This window comes from Bacillus sp. FSL M7-0003, from assembly GCF_038628485.1.
Lineage (GTDB): Bacteria > Bacillota > Bacilli > Bacillales > Bacillaceae > Bacillus > Bacillus safensis.
Genome location: NZ_CP152024.1, coordinates 2,063,517 through 2,080,662, shown reverse-complemented (window position 1 = coordinate 2,080,662; position 17,146 = coordinate 2,063,517). Strand labels below are relative to the sequence as shown.

18 protein-coding genes are annotated in these 17,146 nt (G+C 41.1%); 17 read left to right on the top strand and 1 reads right to left on the bottom strand.

Annotated elements, in window-relative coordinates; all coding sequences use genetic code 11:
- The first annotated feature begins 209 nt into the window (after positions 1-209).
- The 17 genes from trpE to ypjB all read left to right on the top strand — a co-directional run bounded on the left by trpE (position 210) and on the right by ypjB (position 16,152).
- Positions 210-1,757 carry an anthranilate synthase component I gene (gene trpE / locus MHI23_RS10505; protein ID WP_342491949.1) on the top strand — a complete coding sequence of 516 codons (1,548 nt, stop codon included), beginning with the start codon at positions 210-212 and terminating at the stop codon, positions 1,755-1,757.
- Entirely contained in the window at positions 1,729-2,751 is a 1,023-nt protein-coding gene (trpD, locus tag MHI23_RS10500; RefSeq protein ID WP_024428092.1) for an anthranilate phosphoribosyltransferase, read from the top strand. The genes trpE and trpD overlap by 29 nt, the downstream gene beginning before the upstream one ends.
- Positions 2,744-3,496, top strand: a complete 753-nt coding sequence (gene trpC, locus MHI23_RS10495; protein ID WP_025093058.1) for an indole-3-glycerol phosphate synthase TrpC — start codon at positions 2,744-2,746, stop codon at positions 3,494-3,496. The genes trpD and trpC overlap by 8 nt, the downstream gene beginning before the upstream one ends.
- Complete coding sequence (locus MHI23_RS10490; protein WP_268423878.1) at positions 3,493-4,161, top strand: phosphoribosylanthranilate isomerase; 669 nt, start codon at positions 3,493-3,495, stop codon at positions 4,159-4,161. The genes trpC and MHI23_RS10490 overlap by 4 nt, the downstream gene beginning before the upstream one ends.
- A complete protein-coding gene (gene trpB, locus MHI23_RS10485) occupies positions 4,142-5,341 on the top strand; it encodes a tryptophan synthase subunit beta (RefSeq protein ID WP_342491948.1) in 1,200 nt (399 codons plus the stop codon). Before MHI23_RS10490 ends, trpB begins: the two co-directional genes overlap by 20 nt.
- A complete protein-coding gene (gene trpA / locus MHI23_RS10480; protein ID WP_342491947.1) occupies positions 5,338-6,141 on the top strand; it encodes a tryptophan synthase subunit alpha in 804 nt (267 codons plus the stop codon). The genes trpB and trpA overlap by 4 nt, the downstream gene beginning before the upstream one ends.
- 11 nt (positions 6,142-6,152) lie before the next feature.
- Positions 6,153-7,250: a histidinol-phosphate transaminase gene (gene hisC, locus MHI23_RS10475; protein WP_342491946.1), complete on the top strand. Its 1,098-nt coding sequence runs from the start codon at positions 6,153-6,155 to the stop codon at positions 7,248-7,250.
- Positions 7,251-7,364: 114 nt separating this feature from the next.
- On the top strand, positions 7,365-8,480 hold the full coding sequence (locus tag MHI23_RS10470; RefSeq protein WP_024422796.1) for a prephenate dehydrogenase: 1,116 nt from the start codon (positions 7,365-7,367) through the stop codon (positions 8,478-8,480).
- 10 nt (positions 8,481-8,490) lie between these two features.
- Entirely contained in the window at positions 8,491-9,777 is a 1,287-nt protein-coding gene (gene aroA, locus MHI23_RS10465; RefSeq protein ID WP_234107198.1) for a 3-phosphoshikimate 1-carboxyvinyltransferase, read from the top strand.
- Positions 9,778-10,057: 280 nt separating this feature from the next.
- Complete coding sequence (locus tag MHI23_RS10460) at positions 10,058-11,329, top strand: tetratricopeptide repeat protein (RefSeq protein ID WP_342491945.1); 1,272 nt, start codon at positions 10,058-10,060, stop codon at positions 11,327-11,329.
- Positions 11,330-11,404: 75 nt separating this feature from the next.
- Positions 11,405-11,944, top strand: coding sequence for a ReoY family proteolytic degradation factor (locus tag MHI23_RS10455; protein ID WP_008344562.1), 540 nt, complete (start codon positions 11,405-11,407; stop codon positions 11,942-11,944).
- Between the two features lie 61 nt (positions 11,945-12,005).
- Positions 12,006-12,452 carry a YpiF family protein gene (locus MHI23_RS10450; RefSeq protein ID WP_056767126.1) on the top strand — a complete coding sequence of 149 codons (447 nt, stop codon included), beginning with the start codon at positions 12,006-12,008 and terminating at the stop codon, positions 12,450-12,452.
- 144 nt (positions 12,453-12,596) lie between these two features.
- The gene (locus MHI23_RS10445; protein WP_007500911.1) at positions 12,597-13,103 is read left to right on the top strand and encodes a ubiquinol-cytochrome c reductase iron-sulfur subunit; all 507 of its coding nucleotides are present in this window, start codon (positions 12,597-12,599) and stop codon (positions 13,101-13,103) included.
- A gap of 2 nt (positions 13,104-13,105) precedes the next feature.
- Positions 13,106-13,780 (top strand): menaquinol-cytochrome c reductase cytochrome b subunit, encoded by a 675-nt coding sequence (gene qcrB / locus MHI23_RS10440; RefSeq protein ID WP_003215804.1) that lies wholly within the window; start codon positions 13,106-13,108, stop codon positions 13,778-13,780.
- Between the two features lie 41 nt (positions 13,781-13,821).
- Positions 13,822-14,589, top strand: a complete 768-nt coding sequence (locus MHI23_RS10435; protein ID WP_024422792.1) for a menaquinol-cytochrome c reductase cytochrome b/c subunit — start codon at positions 13,822-13,824, stop codon at positions 14,587-14,589.
- 100 nt (positions 14,590-14,689) lie between these two features.
- Positions 14,690-15,283 (top strand): DUF1405 domain-containing protein, encoded by a 594-nt coding sequence (locus MHI23_RS10430; RefSeq protein ID WP_024428102.1) that lies wholly within the window; start codon positions 14,690-14,692, stop codon positions 15,281-15,283.
- 65 nt (positions 15,284-15,348) lie between these two features.
- The gene (gene ypjB / locus MHI23_RS10425) at positions 15,349-16,152 is read left to right on the top strand and encodes a sporulation protein YpjB (protein WP_024422790.1); all 804 of its coding nucleotides are present in this window, start codon (positions 15,349-15,351) and stop codon (positions 16,150-16,152) included.
- 30 nt (positions 16,153-16,182) lie between these two features.
- Here ypjB and MHI23_RS10420 read toward each other — a convergent pair whose 3' ends face one another.
- Positions 16,183-17,055, bottom strand: coding sequence for a YitT family protein (locus MHI23_RS10420; RefSeq protein ID WP_024422789.1), 873 nt, complete (start codon positions 17,053-17,055; stop codon positions 16,183-16,185).
- Positions 17,056-17,146: the final 91 nt, after the last annotated feature.

Sequence of the window (17,146 nt, the reverse complement as noted above, 5' to 3'; positions counted from 1 at the left end):
TACACACAGGTGTAAACGGCATTGCAAGCTTAGAGAAGATGAGAATGAGACTAGGGTAGTTGAGATGAGTAGAGTTGAGCAGAGATACGATACTTCTATTTAATCATACTGCCTAAAAGAGCAACCCTCTTTTAGGCTTATTTCGTATACTCATACAAACCCTCTATATGTCCCCTCATTCTCCTTAATCCCATTTAAGGAGTGTGCTTATGAATTCCCAATCAAACTTGACCCAATTTTTAAAGGACAGTGAGTCCCACAAAACGATCCCAATTGTTGAAACCATTACAGTCGATACGCTCTCACCGATTCAAATTGTTGAAAAACTCAAACAAGATATTGTGTATTTGCTAGAAAGCAAAGATGAGTCTTCCAGCTGGTCGAGATATTCTTTCATTGGATTGCACCCGTTTTTAACCTTACACGATGACCAAAACAAATACATTGCACGTGATGCTGCGGGGCGGGAAGTCATGCGAAAGCAAGAGCTGAAAGAACTGCTAGATTGGATGAAAGAGCAATATCAAATCAAAACGCCAGATATTGATATCCCATTTACAGGCGGGGCGGTTGGGTACTTAAGCTACGATCTGATCCCTAACATTGAACCCTCTGTCAGGCCTCACAGCAGCGCATCGCTGGCAGAAAATTGCACATTATTTGTCTGCCAAACGATGATTGCCTTTGATCATGAAACAAATCATGTTCATTTTATCCAGTACACCGAGCTAACCGGACATGAAACAGAAGACGAAAAAATACGCGCTTACAAAGAAAATCAAAAGCAGCTTGAACAGATGATTCACAAGCTCCATTCAAAGGTTGATATGAAAGAACTGATTTTATCAGGGAATATGAATGAGCCGCCGTCCTTTGAACATGTGACGTCCACCTATGAAAAAGCGCAATTTTTAAAAGACGTAGAAAAAATCAAAGACTACATTCGAGCGGGTGATATTTTCCAAGGCGTACTCTCACAGCGATTTGATATCCCTGTGTCAGTGAGTTCATTTGAGTTATACCGCGTGCTTCGGATTGTAAATCCATCTCCATATATGTATTTTATGAAATTAAAAGATCGTGATTTAGTCGGAAGCTCGCCAGAACGATTAATTCATGCTAAAAATGGGCATCTAGAAATTCATCCTATTGCTGGCACAAGAAAACGAGGAAGAACAAGAGAAGAGGATGCTGAGCTAGCAAGAGAACTGCTTGAAGATGAAAAGGAAAAAGCGGAGCATTACATGTTAGTGGATCTTGCCAGAAATGATGTAGGCCGTGTGGCAGAATACGGCAGTGTGTCCGTACCGACCTTTACAAAAGTAGTGAATTTTTCACATGTCATGCACATCATCTCCATTGTGACAGGAAAGTTAAAGCGGGATACACATCCAGTCGATGCGCTCATGTCCGCTTTCCCTGCAGGTACATTAACAGGTGCACCCAAAATAAGAGCGATGCAATTACTAAATGAAATGGAGCCTGAGCCAAGGGAAACGTATGGCGGCTGTATTGCTTATATTGGATTCGACGGTAATATCGACTCCTGTATTACGATTCGTACGATGAGCGTCAAAAATCAGACCGCTTCTATACAAGCAGGCGCCGGCATTGTGGCTGATTCTGTCCCAGAAAATGAATGGGAAGAGACTTGTAACAAGGCAGGAGCACTTCTGAAAGCCATTCAGCTTGCGGAACATATTTTCTCAGAAAAGGAGAGTGTGCAGGATGAATCACCGACTATCAGCTCTTGTTAATGGAGGCTTTCTATCAGAAAATGAAGCAAATAAACTCATGCAAGATATGATGAGCGGCTTTTTAACAGATGCTGAAGTCGCTGCGAGTCTCTCGATTTTAGCGCATAGAGGAGAAACCGCTGAAGAAATGACGGGTTTTGTGAAAGCCATGCGGCAAAATGCAGCACCAATGGAACGAGCGCTTGATGTAGTAGATACTTGCGGCACAGGAGGCGATGGACTCTCCACCTTTAATATATCAACTGCCGCTGCCATTGTCGCTTCCGCTGCTGGAGCCAAAATCGCCAAACACGGAAATCGATCAGTTTCTTCTAAAAGCGGGAGTGCCGATGTACTAGAGTGTCTTGGGATTCATATTCAATCCACACCAGAAGAAACAAGAAGACAAATACAAGAGAAAAACATGGGCTTTTTATTTGCACCATTGTATCATTCATCTATGAAACAAGTAGCCGCAGTCCGCAAGCAGCTCGGCTTCCGGACGGTATTTAATCTCTTAGGCCCGCTTTGCCACCCAATGCAAGCCAAAAAGCAAATCATCGGTGTCTACTCAAAGGAAAAGGCAAAATTGATGGCAGAAGCCCTTGCACCGTTAGAGCCAGAACATGTGCTGTTTGTTTGCGGAGAAGATGGACTGGATGAATTAACGATTACAGCAAATTCATATGTGATTGAACTCAAAAAAGATGTCATGACAGAATATACACTCAATCCAGAAGACTTTGGGCTGCAAAAAGGATATTTATCAGAAATTCAGGTCCAATCACCGGAAGAGAGTGCTAAATTGATTCAGAATATATTGAATCATCAAACAGAAGGGGCGCCGCTTCATATTACAGCCCTGAATGCTGGCGCCGCTTTATATGTCGCAGGGAAGTCAGAAAGCCTCATGGCCGGAACATTAAAAGCGATTGAAACAATTAAAAACGGCGCAGCCAAAGAACAATTGGCTCGATTAAAACAAAAAACGAGAGAGGAAGAGATCTATGCTTAATCAAATCATTGCCCGCAAAAAAGAACATATTCAAACATTGCAGTTACCAGTAGATGGACACTTTGAAAGACGATCATTTAAAGAAGCACTCATGAATCCTCATCGCTCAATTGGTCTCATTGCGGAGGTGAAAAAAGCGTCTCCTTCCAAAGGAATCATTCAACCGAATTTTGATCCTTTACAAACAGCAAAAGCTTACGAAAAATCAAACGCTGATTGCTTATCTGTTTTAACGGATGAACCGTTCTTTCAAGGGAAAAACGAATACTTATCCCTCATTAAAAAACACGTAGATCGTCCAATTTTAAGAAAAGATTTCATCATTGACTCCATACAGGTAGAAGAGTCAAGACGTATAGGGGCAGATGCCATTTTATTAATTGGAGAAGTACTTGAGCCGCAAAAGCTGCAAGAACTCTATGCTGAAGCGAAAGAGAAAGGCCTTGATGTCCTTGTCGAAGTACATGCAGCAGATACACTGGAAAATATTTTAAAGTTGTTCACTCCTGAAATCATTGGAGTGAACAACCGGAATTTAAATACATTTACAACAACTGTCGAACAAACAAAAGAGATCGCACCCCTTGTTCCAAAAGATGTTTTACTAGTGAGTGAGAGCGGTATTCAAACATTTGATGATCTGGCCTTTGTGAAGAAACATGGAGCGGGTGCAGTTCTTGTAGGAGAATCATTAATGAGAGAACAATCACAAGAAAAAGCCGTTCAGACATTGTTTGGAGAATGAACAGGGTGAAGCCTTATGTAAAATATTGCGGGGCAGTATCACAAGATGATGTGGAATGTATTGCGCAATCTCACGCAGATGCCATTGGATTTATTTTTGCTCCAAGTAAAAGACAAGTCCAGCCAGATCAAGTGAAACAATGGCTCATCCAAACAAAGTGTGAGAAAAAAATTGCCGGTGTTTTTGTAAATGAAAAGATCGAAAAAGTGTGTGAGATCACAAAACATATACCTTTAGATATCGTACAGCTTCATGGAGATGAAACGCAGGATGACGCTAAAGAAATCAAACAACAAACAGGGGCTGTCGTTTGGAAAGTGTTCCACCACGCATCCAATATCACAAACACGCTTGAAAAAATGACGGCATTTGCACCTGTTGTCGATGGCTTTCTCATTGATGCGAAAGTAAAAGGGATGAGAGGCGGCTCTGGAACAGCTTTTGCTTGGGAGGCGGTGCCTGCATACGTTAAGCATGCAAAACGGCTGGAGAAAACTTGCATAATTGCAGGCGGCATCACACCAGAAACGATAGCAGAGCTCCTTGCCTATGGTCCAGAAGCGATCGATCTTTCAAGCGGAATAGAAGAAAACGGAAAGAAAAGCAGCGCTAAGATCGAAGCGCTCGAAGAAAGGATGTTAAATAATGTACGCATATCCAAATGAGATTGGCAGATACGGAGAATTCGGAGGGAAATTTGTCCCGGAAACGCTCATGCAGCCACTTGCAGAAATCGAGCAGGCATTTCGTGAATTAAAAGAAGACCCTGCTTTTCAAGCAGAATATGTATCACTACTTCGAAACTATTCAGGCAGACCAACTGCGCTTACATATGCTGACCAATTATCAGCATACCTCGGCGGGGCAAAAATCTATTTAAAAAGAGAAGATTTAAACCACACGGGTGCTCATAAAATTAACAATGCGCTTGGTCAGGCCCTGCTTGCGAAAAAAATGGGGAAATCAAACATCATCGCAGAAACAGGCGCGGGCCAGCACGGAGTAGCTGCTGCAACGGTGGCCGCAAAGTTCGGGTTATCCTGCACGGTATTTATGGGAAAAGAAGATGTGGAAAGACAATCACTCAATGTCTTTCGAATGAAACTGCTGGGCGCTGAAGTCATACCTGTCACAAGCGGAAATGGCACACTAAAAGATGCAACCAACGAAGCCATCCGCTATTGGGTTCAGCACTGCAGTGATCATTTTTATATGATTGGCTCCGTTGTAGGCCCTCATCCGTATCCTCAAATCGTCAGCGAGTTCCAGCGCATGATTGGTGATGAAGCAAAAGAGCAGCTGTTTGAAAAAGAAGGAAGGCTTCCTCATAAAGTCATTGCCTGTGTTGGCGGCGGAAGTAATGCCATTGGAATGTACCGGGCATTTTTAGATGAAGAAGTAGATATCATTGGTGTAGAGGCAGCTGGAAAAGGAATCGATACGCCGCTCCATGCTGCAACCATCACGAAAGGAACCAAAGGTGTGATCCATGGGTCTTTGACATATTTAATTCAAGATGAATTTGGCCAAATTATTGAGCCATATTCTATTTCTGCTGGTTTAGATTATCCGGGAATTGGACCAGAACACGCATATTTACATGCGAGCGGACGGGTTGAATATGTGAGTGCGACAGATCAAGAAGCACTAGATGCACTAAAGCTGCTGACTGAAAAAGAAGGAATTCTGCCAGCAATTGAATCTGCACATGCGCTAGCCAAAGCGTTTGAGGTAAGCAAGACGATGAATGAAGACGAAATCGTCCTTGTCTGCCTGTCAGGAAGAGGCGATAAGGATGTGCATACATTAATGAACGTGCTCGAAAGTGAGGGGAAAACAAAATGATTAGATTTCAATTAGAGCAAGACGAAAAATTATTTATCCCATTTATCACAGCTGGAGATCCGTCAGAAGACATCACGATTGATTTAGCTATCTCCCTTCAAGCAGCCGGTGCACATGCGATTGAACTCGGTGTTCCTTATTCCGATCCATTAGCAGACGGTCCTGTCATTCAAAGAGCCTCCAAAAGAGCTCTAAATCATGGCATGAATATCGTAAAAGCGATAGAATTAGCAGGGAAGATGAAAAAAAACGGTGTAAAAATTCCTGTAATTCTATTTACGTATTATAATCCTGTGTTACAATTAGACACAGAATACTTTTTCGCTTTACTGCACAAAAATCATATTTCGGGACTCTTAACACCCGACTTGCCGTTTGAAGAGAGCAGCGAGCTGCAAAAGAACTGTCAAACACATGACATTTCATATATTTCACTCGTTGCACCAACAAGCAAGGAACGATTAGTAAACATTGTAGAGCAGGCAGAAGGTTTTGTGTATTGTGTTTCATCTCTTGGTGTAACAGGTGTCAGACAATCCTTTGACGCGTCAATTACAGATTTTATTCAACAAGTGAAACAGCTGAGTCACATACCGGTTGCGGTCGGTTTTGGCATCTCAACAAGAGAGCAGGTAGACTCAATGAATAAACTGAGTGACGGTGTTGTTGTCGGAAGTGCACTTGTGAAAAAAATTGAAGAGCTTCAAGAACAATTGCTGGCAAGTGATACACGTCAAGAGGCTTTAAGAGAATTTGAAACATATGCAAAAACATTTAGTCCCCTCTATTCATTCAAATGAGGTGAAACATTTTGCAAATCAAAGATCAATTAAAACAGCTAAAACCGTATCAACCTGGGAAACCAATTGAAGAGGTCAAAAAAGAATATCAATTAGACAAAATTGTGAAATTGGCTTCAAATGAAAACCCTTTTGGATGTTCTGTACATGCAAGAGAGGCAATACAAGCTGAGCTCGAACATCTAGCGATTTATCCGGATGGATACAGCGCAAGTTTAAGAACGGAGCTTGCTGAGTTTCTTCAAGTAAGTGAAAAACAATTAATTTTCGGGAACGGCTCAGATGAACTTGTGCAAATTATTGCGAGAGCATTCCTTGACCAACATACAAATACCGTCATCCCATCTCCATCTTTTCCGCAATATCGTCACAATGCAGTGATTGAACATGCTGAAATTCGAGAAGTGCCTCTTTTAGAAGGGGGAGCTCACGATCTGAAGGGCATGCTGGATGCGATCGATGAAAATACGAAGGTTGTCTGGGTATGTAATCCAAATAACCCAACAGGAAATCATTTGTCAGAATCTGAGATTGTGGCGTTTTTAGACGAAGTGCCAGCTCACGTGCTTGTTGTACTAGATGAAGCGTATTTTGAGTACGTTCGTGCGGAAGATTTTCCAAACAGTTTATCTTTATTACACAATTATCAAAATGTCATTGTACTTCGAACGTTTTCTAAAGCATATGGACTTGCAGCGCTTCGAGTAGGCTACGGAATTGCATCAGAAGAGCTGATTACTGCCATTGAACCAGCGAGAGAGCCGTTTAATACCAGCCGTATCGCTCAGGCAGCTGCTCGTGCAGCGATCAAAGATCAAGATTTCATACAATCATGCAGACAAAAAAACGAAGCAGGTCTCAAGCAATATCAAGATTTTGCAGACTGTTTTGGACTATATATCTATCCATCTCAAACAAACTTTGTGCTGATTGATTTTAAAAGAGATGCAGATGAATTGTTCAATGCATTATTGAAAAAAGGTTACATTGTTCGTTCCGGGAAAGCACTTGGGTTTCCGACTTCTTTACGTATTACCGTCGGAACAAAAGAGCAAAATGAAGACATTCTAAGTACACTTGCCGATTTACTGCAAGGCATTCGTGCGTAGCATAATCATAAAGTCATATCCTAAGGCAGGATATGGCTTTCATTGTACCAACCTCAATACATATAAGCTGTTGAAATAGGTTGTTTAATTTTCGTGAAAAATCAGGTGATGAATATGAATGATGCAAACGAAACAATATTAATCGCTGGACTCGGTTTAATTGGGGGATCCATTGCACTCTCGATTAAAAAAGAGTATCCTCATAAAAAAATTGTAGGATTTGATGTTTCCAAAGAGCAAATGGTTGCTGCAACAAAGCTGGGAATTATTGATGCAACAGCTGATTCGTTTCTGGCTGGTTTAGAAGAATCTTCGACCATTATTTTGGCAACACCTGTCCAGCAAACAGTAAAGATGCTTAGTGATATTGCAGACTCTGGAATTGAAAGAGAGCTCACAATCACTGATGTCGGCAGCACAAAGCAAAAAGTCGTCCATTTTGCTGAAAAAGCGCTGCCTGAGCAGTACCAATTTATTGGTGGACATCCAATGGCAGGCTCTCATAAGTCAGGTGTTATTGCAGCAAAAGACTTCTTATTTGAAAATGCGTTCTACATTTTAACGCCTGCAAAGGAAACAAACCGCCAAGCTGTTGATCGGTTGATGGATTTGCTAAAGGGGACAAATGCTCATTTCATCGAGATGACACCAGAAGAACATGATGCTGTGACAAGTGTAATTAGCCATTTTCCTCATATTGTTGCAGCCAGTCTTGTGCATCAAGCACATCATTTTGAAGAACAATTCCCACTTGTTAAACGGTTTGCTGCTGGAGGCTTTCGTGATATCACACGAATTGCTTCAAGCAATCCTGCAATGTGGAGGGATATCCTGCTGCACAATAAACACAAGATTTTAGACCGTTTTCATGAATGGAAAAAAGAGATTAACCGCATTGAAACCTTCGTAGAGCAAGAAGATGCTGAAGGATTGTTCTCTTATTTTCAAGATGCAAAGGAATATCGTGATGGACTGCCTCTAAGGAAAAAAGGAGCCATTCCTGCTTTTTATGATCTGTATGTCGATGTTCCGGATCACCCTGGGGTCATATCGGAGATTACAGGGCATCTAGCAAGTGAAAACATTAGTATTACAAATATCCGTATTATTGAGACGCGGGAAGACATTAATGGGATTTTACGCATTAGTTTTCAAACAGACGACGACCGCAAGCGTGCAGAAATCTGTATAAAAAATAGAGCGAATTACGATACATTTTATGCTGACTGAGGTGACAAACATGAAAATTCATAAAAATGCTCCTATGAATGGAGAAATTCATATCCCAGGTGATAAATCTATTTCACATAGATCAGTGATGTTTGGTGCAATTGCTGAAGGGACCACAGTAGTGAAAAACTTTCTTCCTGGAGCTGACTGTTTAAGTACGATTGATTGCTTTAGAAAGATGGGCGTTGAAATTGAACAAAAAGGGACAGATGTTGTCATTCATGGTAAAGGACTGAAAGAGCTCAAGGAGCCGTCTGACATTCTCGATGTTGGCAATTCTGGTACAACCATTCGATTAATGATGGGAATATTAGCTGGTTGTGAGTTTCACAGTACACTAATTGGTGATGAGAGTATTGCCAAAAGACCAATGAAACGTGTGACGGGTCCGCTGAAACAACTAGGAGCCAAAATAGACGGCAGAGCAAATGGCGAGTATACACCACTGTCTATTCGTGGCGGTCATTTAAAAGGCATAACTTATGAGTCTCCGGTGGCAAGTGCACAAATTAAGTCGGCTGTCCTTTTAGCTGGGCTGCAAGCAGAGGGTACAACAACATTAACTGAACCACATAAATCAAGAGATCATACAGAAAGAATGCTCTCTATGTTTGGTGTAAAACTAGATGAAGATGAACAAAGTGTTTCCATTGAAGGCGGCCAGACATTAACAGCAACCGATATATTTGTTCCTGGAGACATCTCTTCAGCTGCATTTTTCCTTGTAGCTGGATCAATCGTTCCTAACAGCCGGATTGTCTTAAAAAATGTCGGGCTAAACAAAACAAGAACAGGTATTATTGATGTGCTGAAACTTATGGGTGCAAACCTTGAGATCAATGAAGTAGATGCCAAAGGCGGAGAACCGTATGGTGATTTAACGATTTCTACTTCATCATTAAAAGGGATTGAAATTTCTGGTGACATGATTTCAAGACTCATCGATGAAATTCCGATTATTGCGCTTCTTGCGACCCAAGCAGAAGGAACAACGATCATTAAAGATGCTGCTGAGTTAAAAGTTAAAGAAACCAATCGAATTGATACAGTCGTATCAGAACTTAAAAAACTCGGTGCTGATATTGAAGCAACAGATGATGGTATGAAGATTCATGGTAAAACAACGCTTCAAGGCGGCGCAGTCGTCTCAAGCTACGGAGATCACCGTATCGGTATGATGCTGGGAATTGCCGCATGTGTGACAAAGCAAGCAATTGAGATTGAAGATACAGATGCTGTTCGTGTCTCATACCCGAATTTCTTTGAACACATTGAATATTTAACGAAAACAGTCTGAGGAGGTCCTCAGGCTTTTTCTTTCCTTTTGCATATTTGTCAGAAATATAGCATAGCTTGTCTCAAGGTGAAACCTTGAAAAAAAACATTTTGTCCGATGAAAATAGTGTCTGCAGTTTACAAATCATCAGTTTCGTATAGGATGAAATGAAAAACAGTCTTTAAAACACAAAAATGGGTTCATTTTAAAAGAGCAACATATTTGCTGGATGTGTACCTGTCGATTATGATATGAAGTAACAATAGTTTAGGTTTTTGGAAACAGAAAGGAACGGTTTGATTTGAATAGTTCATTACAAGAAGCCATAAAATTAGTTGAGGCGGGTGAGACTGAAAAAGGACTCCAAACACTTGCTCAAGCAGAGAAGCATTTGCATGATGAAGAAAAGGCGCAAGCGGCTCAATTATATTATGATTGGGGAGATATCGATAAAGCACGGCATCTCATCAGTGATTTACATGATTTATATCCAGAGGAAACAGGTTTAACGTGTTTTTATGCAGAGCTGTTGATTGACTCTGATGAAGAAGAGAAGGCGATAGCAGTATTAGAAACGATTCCTGAAGATGATGATGCGTACCCAGAGAGTTTATTGTTAATGGCAGATTTGTATCAAATGCAAGGACTATTTGAAGTCAGTGAACAAAAGCTTTTAAAAGCGAAAGAACTACTTCCGAATGAAGCCATCATCGATTTTGCATTAGGTGAGTTGTATTTTTCTCAAGGCCTTTCAAAAAAAGCGGCCGATTATTTCTACAAAGTGGCAGATCAGCAGCATGAGGTTGGCGGTGTCAATGTGTATCAGCGGCTCGCTGAATCGCTCAGCACAGCTGGAGAATTTGAGGATGCACTTGAATGGTACGAAAAGGCAGTAAAAGATCAAGCAGACCCAAATACTCTTTTTGGCTACGGATTTACAGCAATGAGGGCTGGCAGAACGAAAACAGCCATTCAGCAGCTTACAGAACTGAAAGATATTGATCCGTCCTATTCGTCACTTTATATGCCTTTAGCGAAAAGTTATGAGGAAGAAGGACTATATCACGAGGCTTTAGAAGTAGTAAAAGAGGGTATTAAAGTTGATGAGTATAACAAAGAATTATATTTATATGGTGCTAAGATTGATTTGAAAAATGGGGATTCAGAAGATGCGAAAAAACTGCTTCAAGAAGCACTTGCTCTCGATCCGGGTTATATTGAAGCAGTTCAAACATTGCTGGCGATCTATTTAAATGAAGAGCTGTTTGATGAAATTCTGGATGTTATTAAAGAGGTTAAAAGCTTTGGGGAAGATGATCCAAAATGGAATTGGTATGCTGCATCTGCTTCTGTCGGGCGAGAAGAATACAAAGAAGCTGCCGAGTATTTCAAGCTTGCCCTGCCTGATTTTGATGAGGAGCGTGACTTTTTATATGAATACGCTTCGTTCCTTTTAGAAGAGGGCAGACAAAAAGAAGCATTGCCGTTATTACGCAAAGTTCTAGAGAAAGATGGCACGAATGAAGAAATTGAAGAAACGATTTTAAGAATTGAAGACGAAATTTCCTTATAGTTTGCAGGAATGAAGAACTGGTTTGTTGAATAATTCATGTATAGCAATTTAATTTACGATAGAGGAGGGAATAACATGCAGACCCCTGTTTCTGTCAATGAAAAAAAGGAATTTATCCGGTGGTTCTTAAACCATTATCAGCTAAAGCGAAGAGAGTGTGTTTGGATATTAAATTATTTAATGAGTCACGACTCTTTGATGGAAAAGGTTCATTTTGTAGAGCAAGCAGAATTTTGCCCAAGGGGAATCATCATGTCAACACACTGTGTGGATGAAGTTCCCTTTAGATTTTATAAAGAAAACATCATGACGACAGATGCTGAAAAGTCATTTCATGATATTCGTTTGAATAAACAGCAGGATTTGTTTATTCAATTGAATTTCCGTTCTGCTTATCGTTCGCCGGAATATGCAGCTGTTCTTGAAACAAATCCTCATATTCCAAAGGATCTTTATGAGAACGAAAAAGATAAGGATCTTGCTGAGAAAGTGCTTGAGCATTCAATCGCAACTTTCCAAAAAGAACGGCTCATGAAAGAGATAGATGAAGCACTTGACCGTCATGATCAAGAAACATTTAATAAGCTGGCAAAAGAATTAAGCCTATTGTCATAAACTGAACGAATAAGCCTTGCCCTACACAGGCAGGGCTTATGTCATGAAAGAGGGGAAATTGATGAGGTTTCAATCAGAGGACGCGGATCGCTTTTTGCAATCTAAAGCTTACATTGATACCGCTATCATTCCATTAGTTGGGATTGATGCGGATCAAATGAAACAAACCGTGTCTTTAGGAGAGTTTACTATTCTTGTAGCAGATGAACTTGAAAGACAGTTAAAAGGGCGGGTTTTTCTTTTTCCGCCACATACATATTTGGAAGTGAGTGACCGGAAACAAGAAGATATACTCATAATGAAGCAGTCGCTCAAGGATCATTTTCAGCATGTCGTATTGATCACATCTGATCACCAGTGGAAAGAGCATACTGAGATCAGTGAATCGCTATTTTTGCTCAAGCCGGTTCCGCTGGAGCATTTGAAGGTTGAATTAAAGCAAAAAGTCATTCAAGACAGTGTAGAACAAATTTTGAACTTTTTGTTACAAAAATGGAACCCTTCATAAAAACCCTTACATTTGCATTGTACATAGCTTTTTAGAATGTTGACCTTGTGAATAGATTGATATATTATGAGGGTGTCCTAGTTTTATGAAATTTTTTCTAATTCAGTTATAAAGTAGCTGACGACCTGAGGGGGGGAGAAAAAAATGAGCGAGAAGAGACATGGAGTGTCCAGGCGTCAATTTTTGAATTACACGTTGACCGGCGTGGGGGGATTTATGGCCGCTGGAATGCTCATGCCTATGGTTCGCTTTGCGCTTGACCCTGTGCTAAAAGGAACAGAGGATCAGGATATGGTTCAAGTTGTCAGTGTAGATGAACTGACAAAGGAACCGAAGCGCTTTGACTTTAAAATTGATCAAGTAGATGCATGGTACGAGTCAAAGGAATCTAGGTCAGCATGGGTGTACAAAGAAGGGGATGAAATTGTCGCTTTATCGCCAATCTGTAAACATTTAGGATGTACAGTGAACTGGAACAGTGATCCGAAAAATCCAAACAAATTTTTCTGCCCGTGCCATTATGGGCTGTACGACAAGGATGGTACAAACGTACCCGGAACTCCACCGCTTGCACCGCTTGACCATTATAAGCAGCAAGTGAAGGACGGATACCTCTATCTTGGAAAAGCTGTGCCGAAAGGGGAAGGGTAACGATGCTTAACAAGATTTACGATTGGGTAGATGAGCGGCTGGACATTACACCAATATGGAGAGATATTGCGGATCACGAGGTGCCAGAGCACGTCAACCCAGCACATCATTTCTCCGCTTTTGTGTATTGTTTTGGCGGTTTAACGTTTTTTGTGACAGTCATTCAAGTCCTTTCGGGCATGTTTTTAACGATGTATTACGTGCCGGATATTAAAAATGCCTGGGAATCTGTCTATTATTTGCAAAATGAAGTGGCATTTGGCCAGATTGTCAGAGGGATGCACCACTGGGGTGCGAGTTTAGTCATCGTGATGATGTTTTTACATACGCTAAGGGTCTTTTTCCAAGGGGCGTATAAAAAGCCTAGAGAGCTGAACTGGATTGTTGGTGTGCTCATTTTCTTTGTGATGCTTGGACTTGGTTTTACAGGTTATCTTTTACCATGGGATATGAAGGCGCTGTTTGCGACGAAGGTTGGTCTTCAAATAGCAGAAGCAACACCTTTCATTGGTAAAGAGATCAAAACGCTGCTTGCAGGTCATCCTGACATTGTAGGGGCACAAACGCTGACGAGATTTTTCGCTATCCATGTCTTTTTCTTGCCAGCGGCATTATTTGGGCTGATGGCTGCCCACTTTATTATGATTCGTAAGCAAGGAATTTCTGGACCGCTATAAAATGCTGCGTTTGATGAATGTTCAATGAGGAGGGGATGACTTTGCATAGGGGAAAAGGGATGAAGTTTGTCGGAGATTCCAGAATACCGGCAGAAAGAAAACCTAACATACCTAAAGACTATTCCGAATATCCGGGAAAAACAGAAGCCTTTTGGCCGAACTTTCTTTTAAAGGAATGGCTTGTAGGTGCCGTTTTTTTAATTGGCTTTCTTGTCCTAACTGTTGTTCATGCGCCTCCGCTTGAGCGGATGGCTGATCCAACAGATACTGGCTATATTCCGCTGCCAGACTGGTATTTCCTATTTTTGTACCAGTTATTAAAATATGAATTTGCTGCAGGAAACTTCACTGTCGTCGGCGCGATGATTATGCCTGGAATTGCGTTTGGTGCACTTTTGCTCGCACCATTTCTTGATTCAGGTCCAGAACGCAGACCGTATAGAAGACCAATTGCAGTCGGGATGATGATTCTTGCAGTCGGCGCAGCAACATATTTAACGTGGGAGTCTGTTGCAACTCATGATTGGGAAGCAGCGGCAAAACAAGGTGAGATTAAGAAAGAAGCAGAGATTGATACTTCAGCTGAAGAGTATAAAATTTATCAAGAGCAGACATGTATCTCCTGCCACGGGGATAACATGCAGGGCGGAGCAGCCGGACCGTCACTTGTTGACAACGGTCTTTCGCCTGAGGAGATCGCTAAAATCGCTGTAGAAGGAAAAGGCAACATGCCGAAGGGTGTCTTTAAAGGCAGTGATGAAGAACTTGAGAAGCTCTCTAAATATTTATCTGAGGTCAAATCAAAATAATTCAGTTGTTTAAATGCAAGTACAAGGATATACTCAAAAGAGAAAAAGCTGGCGCTGTCAGCTTTTTTCTGATTTTAACAGATCGTGAGTGAAGAGACATATGAGATGGATTCAATATTTGCTAGCGACGCGCTACATGCTTGTGCTGGTGCTTATGATCAATTTCCTTGGCACTGTGTACGGCTACTATTGGTATATTCCGCAGCTCGTAGAGACACCGGCTGTCTTTTTAGCTTTTGTACCAGACAGTCCAACGGCCAGCTTTTTCTTTTTATTTGTATTACTTGCGTTTTTGATGAAACGAAATGCTCCTTATTTTGAAGCACTTGCTCTTGTGACCTTGATTAAATATGGGTTATGGGCGGTAGGAATGAATATCTTTGTGCTTTTATCTGTCGATGATTTTCCGTGGGAAGGATACATGCTGATTGGGTCTCACTTTGCGATGGCGGTTCAGGCTGTATTGTTTGCGCCATATTATCGTTTTCAAATGCGTCATCTCGTGGTAGCAGGCATTTGGATCTTACATAATGATGTAATTGATTATGTATTTGGTATGATGCCCCGTTATTCTATGCTGTCTGCTTACTCAAACGAGATCGGCTACGTGACGTTTTGGCTAAGTATTGCGGTTCTTCTTGTTTCGTATTATCTCGTTCTATCGAAAAAATCGGTCAAGCTTGAACTCCCTTAACAATGTTGGTCTAACCTTGTCCTTTTCTTCATACGCTGTAAGGAGAAGGGCTAGGAGGGACTTGCATGAAACGAAAGCCAATCGCGATGATTCTATTATTTTTTCTCGTATTACAGCCAGCAGTTGTCAAAGGTGAGGAAACAGCTGCTAACACGCTGCAAGAATTAACGGAACTATCAGATTCCATCTTTCAATTAACGAGACAAGCTAAATATGATGAGGCGTTACAAGTCGCATTGTATGTTGAAAAGACATTTAAAGCTGAGAATTGGCGTGGAACTTTGACGAATACGCAGATTCGGCAAATTACACTTGGCTATCAAGATATGATAAAAGGGCTGCCGCAGGAAGAATTGAATGAGCGCGAAAAGCTTCGTTATGCCTCTCAATTTAGAATGCTGCTTGATGCGATCCAGTCGGATTCTGAGCCTCTTTGGGGTTCGCTGGAGAAGCCTATTATGGGCTCTTTTCCTACTTTGAAAAAAGAAGTAAAAGATCCAGAATCGACGACATTTTATGAAACTTGGAATGAGCTGGTTTCTTTATACGATATGATCTATCCAAGTTTAACCATTGATATTTCGCCTGAAAAGCTGCAGACGATTAAGCAGCACATGGAAGTGATTGAGCAAGGTGAATTTTTAAAAGCATCAAGTGGGACAAAGCTTGAACGTCTCACGAAGCTGGAAGAGGATTTATCGAGTGTGTTTGCTCACGTCGATGAAGATGAAGCGGATCCATCGCTTTTATGGGTCATCTTAACAACCGGGAGTATCATTTTATTAACGTTAACGTATGTTGGATTTCGGAAATATCGTGCAGAAAAAGAAAAGAAGCAAAAACGTCAGGCTGATTATCCTAAATCATAAAAAAAGAAGCCCAAAACTGGTGCTTCTTTTTTAATGCGGATTGAGCGGCTTTTTGTGTTCATCTAATGTAAAGCCTTCACCGAGTACATCATGCACGTCACTGACAGATACAAACGCATGAGGATCGACTGAGGTCACGACGCTTTTAAGGTGGACAAGCTCGTTTTTCGGAACGACGCAATAAAGAACGTTGCGCTCCTGTTTCGTATAGGAACCGACCCCTTTTAAGATGGTGACACCGCGCTCCATTTCATCTGTGATTTTCTTTTGAATGATGTCATCTTTTTCAGAGATAATCATGGCGCCTTTGGCAGCGTAAGCGCCTTCTTGCATGAAGTCAATGACCTTCGCAGCAACAAACACTGCGACAAGTGTATACATCGCTTCTTTATAATTTAAGTAGGTCAAAGAGATGGTAATGACGCATGCGTCGAAGATGAACATTGTTCGTCCCATTGCCACCTGATAATGCTTGTTGATCAGTCTTGCAATGATGTCCACACCGCCTGTTGTACCGCCGAATTTAAAGATGATTCCGAGGCCTGTTCCGATAAATACACCTGCAAAGAGGGCGGCTAAGGCTAAATCGTGCTGGAGAGGCATATGTATTTGAAAGCGCTGGAAGATGGCAAGAAAGACAGAAAGACTCACTGTTCCTACAATTGTATAAGTAAACATCGTTCTGCCGAGCATTTTCCAGCCTATAAAAAAGATCGGAATGTTTAAGACAAGGTTTGAAATAGATGGGTCAATGTGAAATAGAAAATATAAAAGCAGTGTAATACCTGTAAATCCGCCTTCCGCCAAATTGTTCTGCATATTAAAATGAACAAGACCGAAAGAAAAAATCGCAGATCCTATTAAAATAAATACGATATTTTTAAGACGAATTTCTTTTAGCAAGAGACCACTCCTTTTTTTGCTTAGACAGCGATAATATTATATGGTATGGGAGAGAAACAAGCAAACTGAGTCTTAAACATTTGTCAAATAT

What these genes read in the sequence shown, in the direction of transcription:
- aroA (WP_234107198.1), top strand. Translation starts at nt 8,491, where the DNA reads ATGAAAATTCATAAAAATGCTCCTATGAATGGAGAAATTCATATCCCA.
- MHI23_RS10490 (WP_268423878.1), top strand. Translation starts at nt 3,493, where the DNA reads ATGAACAGGGTGAAGCCTTATGTAAAATATTGCGGGGCAGTATCACAA.
- MHI23_RS10430 (WP_024428102.1), top strand. Translation starts at nt 14,690, where the DNA reads ATGAGATGGATTCAATATTTGCTAGCGACGCGCTACATGCTTGTGCTG.
- MHI23_RS10445 (WP_007500911.1), top strand. Translation starts at nt 12,597, where the DNA reads ATGAGCGAGAAGAGACATGGAGTGTCCAGGCGTCAATTTTTGAATTAC.
- trpD (WP_024428092.1), top strand. Translation starts at nt 1,729, where the DNA reads ATGAATCACCGACTATCAGCTCTTGTTAATGGAGGCTTTCTATCAGAA.
- MHI23_RS10450 (WP_056767126.1), top strand. Translation starts at nt 12,006, where the DNA reads ATGAGGTTTCAATCAGAGGACGCGGATCGCTTTTTGCAATCTAAAGCT.
- MHI23_RS10455 (WP_008344562.1), top strand. Translation starts at nt 11,405, where the DNA reads ATGCAGACCCCTGTTTCTGTCAATGAAAAAAAGGAATTTATCCGGTGG.
- trpE (WP_342491949.1), top strand. Translation starts at nt 210, where the DNA reads ATGAATTCCCAATCAAACTTGACCCAATTTTTAAAGGACAGTGAGTCC.
- trpB (WP_342491948.1), top strand. Translation starts at nt 4,142, where the DNA reads ATGTACGCATATCCAAATGAGATTGGCAGATACGGAGAATTCGGAGGG.
- trpC (WP_025093058.1), top strand. Translation starts at nt 2,744, where the DNA reads ATGCTTAATCAAATCATTGCCCGCAAAAAAGAACATATTCAAACATTG.
- ypjB (WP_024422790.1), top strand. Translation starts at nt 15,349, where the DNA reads ATGAAACGAAAGCCAATCGCGATGATTCTATTATTTTTTCTCGTATTA.
- MHI23_RS10470 (WP_024422796.1), top strand. Translation starts at nt 7,365, where the DNA reads ATGAATGATGCAAACGAAACAATATTAATCGCTGGACTCGGTTTAATT.
- qcrB (WP_003215804.1), top strand. Translation starts at nt 13,106, where the DNA reads ATGCTTAACAAGATTTACGATTGGGTAGATGAGCGGCTGGACATTACA.
- trpA (WP_342491947.1), top strand. Translation starts at nt 5,338, where the DNA reads ATGATTAGATTTCAATTAGAGCAAGACGAAAAATTATTTATCCCATTT.